Below are 3,042 nucleotides of genomic sequence, written 5' to 3'. Positions count from 1 at the left end.
CGATCGGTGCGTCGGGCTGCCGGATCCTGGTGACGCTGCTGCACGAGATGGTCAAGCGCGACGCGAAGCGCGGGCTGGCGTCGCTGTGCATCGGCGGCGGGATGGGCGTCGCGCTCGCGGTCGAGCGCGACTGAGCAGCAGCCGACGACACGGTTCGCTTGCGGCGCGGGTCGGCGCTGCGGGCGAGCCGGGCGGTTTTCGCGCAACACAGGCAGTCAACAACAAAGCGCGGTGCCGATGCGCGACGCGTCCGCGAAGCGGGCGGGGGCTGCGCATCGAAGCGGTGGGGCGGCGGCATGTCCGATGCCGTCGCCCCGCCTTTCATCGATTACTTTTTTGTCGGTAATTCATAGTATGACTAAGCGAATTGCAGTTGTGACGGGTGGGATGGGCGGCCTCGGCGAAGCGGTCAGCATCAGGTTGAACGACGCGGGTCATCGGGTAGTCGTCACGTATTCGCCGAACAACACCGGCGCGGACCGCTGGCTGACCGAGATGCATGCGGCCGGCCGCGAATTCCATGCGTATCCGGTGGACGTGGCCGATCACGATTCATGCCAGCAATGCATCGAGAAGATCGTGCGGGACGTCGGCCCGGTCGACATTCTCGTGAACAATGCGGGCATCACGCGCGACATGACGCTGCGCAAGCTCGACAAGGTCAACTGGGATGCGGTGATCCGCACCAACCTCGACTCCGTGTTCAACATGACGAAGCCGGTCTGCGACGGCATGGTCGAGCGCGGCTGGGGCCGCATCGTCAACATCTCGTCGGTGAACGGCTCGAAGGGGTCGGTCGGCCAGACCAACTATGCGGCCGCGAAGGCCGGCATGCACGGCTTCACGAAATCGCTCGCGCTGGAGATCGCGCGCAAGGGCGTGACGGTGAACACGGTGTCGCCCGGCTATCTCGCGACGAAGATGGTTACCGCGATCCCGCAGGACATCCTCGACACGAAGATCCTCCCGCAGATTCCGGCGGGCCGGCTCGGCAAGCCCGAGGAAGTCGCGGCGCTGGTGGCCTATCTGTGCTCGGAGGAGGCCGGCTTCGTGACGGGCTCCAACATCGCGATCAACGGCGGTCAGCACATGCACTGACGCGCGGCGGCCCGCACGGCGTTCGCGCCCGGGCGGGCCGCGTTCCGCACCATTCCGTGCCGAAGCGGCAGGCGCGCCGCTTCGGCCTCGCATTCCGGAGAACGCATGGGCGACACCTGGATGGGACTCGTGATCGGCGGCTCGGCACTGGCCGTCGCGCTGACGATGGCGATCGCGCTCTACTGGCTCGAGCGGCGCCGCGCGCGGCTGCTGCGGAATTTCGATCATCGCGATTGCTGGCTCGTCGCGTACGGCAAGTGCTTCGCGCGCAGGCCGGCGCGGTCGTTGCGCCGCATGCGCGGTGCACGCTGAGCGCGGCGCCGACGCGTCGCGATCGGTGAACGCTCGATCGGCGATCGATGGGCGATCGATGGGCTGTCACGCCCCGCGCGCATGCCGTCGGCCACGCGCGCGGGATGCGCGATCAGTCGTTCCTTTCGCTCTTTCCGGCAGACTCGCCCGAGTCGTTCTTGTGGAAGATCCGCTTCGTCGTGCGCTTGGTGGCTTCCCAGCCTTCGCGCGACGCATGCGCGACGCCGTGCCCGACCGCCTTCGCGGCGCTCGCGGTCGCGTGGCCGAAGCTGCGCGCCGCGTCGCCGGTCTTGTGCGCGGCTTCCTTCGAATCGCGCTTGATGTCCTGCTTCACTTCCGACATGTCCGCGTGGGCGAGCGGGCCGAGCAGCGCCAGAACGAGCGCGGCGCCAATGAACTGACGAACTTTCACGACCGGTTTCCTTGAGGTAAGCCTCTTCATCGAGGATTCGTGTTGCCGGCGGGCGCCGGTTGAAACGCGCCGGCGGCCGATGCGTCGAGCATCACCGCCGCGCGGCCGGACAGCAGCACGCGCTCGCCGCAGCGCAGCGCGAAGCCGTACAGCACCGAGCGGCCGTCGCCGCTCATGCGTTCCGCGTCGACGGTGAGCGGCTGCTCGAAGGTGTCGAGCCGGTCGACGAACGCGTCGACGTTGCGCACGCTCGCGAGATAGCCGGCGCGCGGGCGCGCCTCATGCGCACCGAGCAGCGCGCCGTGTACGGCCATCGCCTGCGCCGCGTACTCGATGCCGCAGACCGACGCGAGCCGCCCGTGCGCGCGCAGCGGGTTGTGCGGATCGCGGTGGCTCGTCGCGGTGCAGCGAATTCGTTCGGCATCCCACGCATCGACCGAATCGAGCACGCACATCGTGCCGGCGTGCGGAATGTGCGCGGCAATCCACGCGTGGTCGAGCGGCGCGGTCAATACGACCGTCGTGGTCATCGCGCGCGCTCCGCGAAAGAGTCGGGCATCGCGACGTCGACCTGCACGCGCGTATCGGCCAGGTAGTCGAGCACGACGCGCGTCGATTGCCGCGTGGCGAGCGCGTCAAGCAGCGGCAGCACGCGGGCGGCCGGATTGCCGGCGCGCAGTGCGTCGAGCTCGGCATGCGCGAGCGTCGTGGCGGGCGCATCGGTGAGCTGCACGTCGATGCGGGCGAGCGTGCGTTCGCTCGCTTCCGGCGCGAACACGAGCGCGACGCCGAACGCGTCGCCGATCGGCCGCACCGCACGCAGCGGTTCCGGATAGTCGGTGTCGTACGCGATCAGCAGGCTCGGCACGCGATCGACGACGACCTGGCACAGGCTTTCGAGCAGGCCGGCGGCAAAGCTGCCGTCGTGCGCGCACAGCACGTTCGACGTCGCCATCGCGCGGGTCGCGATGCTCCAGTAGCCGGCCGGGGCGTTGTGCACCGAGTTGTGGAAGCGGGTCGGCGACAGCTGGCGATCGTCGCCGGCCAGCGTTTCGCAGATCGCGTGGCAGTTCTGGCCGTCGCCGCCGGATGCGCTGAACACGGTCGCGAGCGTCGCGGCGTCGCGGCCGCTCGCGGCCACCGCCGCGTGGCCGACCGCGAGCGCGGCGCGCACGACGGGGCCCGTGCGACGCCGCTCGGCGGACGGCAGCCCGGCGGGC

5 protein-coding genes and 1 pseudogene are annotated in these 3,042 nt (G+C 69.5%); 3 read left to right on the top strand and 3 right to left on the bottom strand.

Annotated features, from left to right (window positions below; genetic code table 11):
* The 3 genes and pseudogenes from MMB92_RS35085 to MMB92_RS35075 all read left to right on the top strand — a co-directional run.
* Positions 1 to 134, top strand: a pseudogene (locus tag MMB92_RS35085) (acetyl-CoA C-acetyltransferase); the annotation flags it as partial.
* A gap of 220 nt (positions 135 to 354) precedes the next feature.
* On the top strand, positions 355 to 1,098 hold the full coding sequence (gene phbB / locus MMB92_RS35080; RefSeq protein ID WP_012492403.1) for an acetoacetyl-CoA reductase: 744 nt from the start codon (positions 355 to 357) through the stop codon (positions 1,096 to 1,098).
* Between the two features lie 105 nt (positions 1,099 to 1,203).
* Positions 1,204 to 1,410 carry a hypothetical protein gene (locus MMB92_RS35075; protein ID WP_006481510.1) on the top strand — a complete coding sequence of 69 codons (207 nt, stop codon included), beginning with the start codon at positions 1,204 to 1,206 and terminating at the stop codon, positions 1,408 to 1,410.
* 112 nt (positions 1,411 to 1,522) lie between these two features.
* Here MMB92_RS35075 and MMB92_RS35070 read toward each other — a convergent pair whose 3' ends face one another.
* The 3 genes from MMB92_RS35070 to MMB92_RS35060 all read right to left on the bottom strand — a co-directional run.
* Positions 1,523 to 1,852, bottom strand: coding sequence for a hypothetical protein (locus MMB92_RS35070; protein WP_012492404.1), 330 nt, complete (start codon positions 1,850 to 1,852; stop codon positions 1,523 to 1,525).
* Positions 1,849 to 2,352, bottom strand: coding sequence for a hotdog family protein (locus MMB92_RS35065; RefSeq protein ID WP_006481514.1), 504 nt, complete (start codon positions 2,350 to 2,352; stop codon positions 1,849 to 1,851). The genes MMB92_RS35070 and MMB92_RS35065 overlap by 4 nt, the downstream gene beginning before the upstream one ends.
* The coding region (locus MMB92_RS35060; protein WP_277563267.1) for a beta-ketoacyl synthase chain length factor at positions 2,349 to 3,042 on the bottom strand (694 nt) is incomplete at its 5' end. The genes MMB92_RS35060 and MMB92_RS35065, both read right to left, overlap by 4 nt.

Source organism: Burkholderia sp. IO2 (assembly GCF_029522185.1).
Lineage (GTDB): Bacteria > Pseudomonadota > Gammaproteobacteria > Burkholderiales > Burkholderiaceae > Burkholderia > Burkholderia cenocepacia.
The sequence above is the reverse complement of the archived record's forward strand: the minus strand, read 5'-3'. Positions and strand labels throughout refer to the sequence as shown.

Coding starts and splice junctions, on each gene's coding strand:
- phbB (WP_012492403.1), top strand. CDS start 355: ATGACTAAGCGAATTGCAGTTGTGACGGGTGGGATGGGCGGCCTCGGC.
- MMB92_RS35075 (WP_006481510.1), top strand. CDS start 1,204: ATGGGCGACACCTGGATGGGACTCGTGATCGGCGGCTCGGCACTGGCC.
- MMB92_RS35070 (WP_012492404.1), bottom strand. CDS start 1,852: ATGAAGAGGCTTACCTCAAGGAAACCGGTCGTGAAAGTTCGTCAGTTC.
- MMB92_RS35065 (WP_006481514.1), bottom strand. CDS start 2,352: ATGACCACGACGGTCGTATTGACCGCGCCGCTCGACCACGCGTGGATT.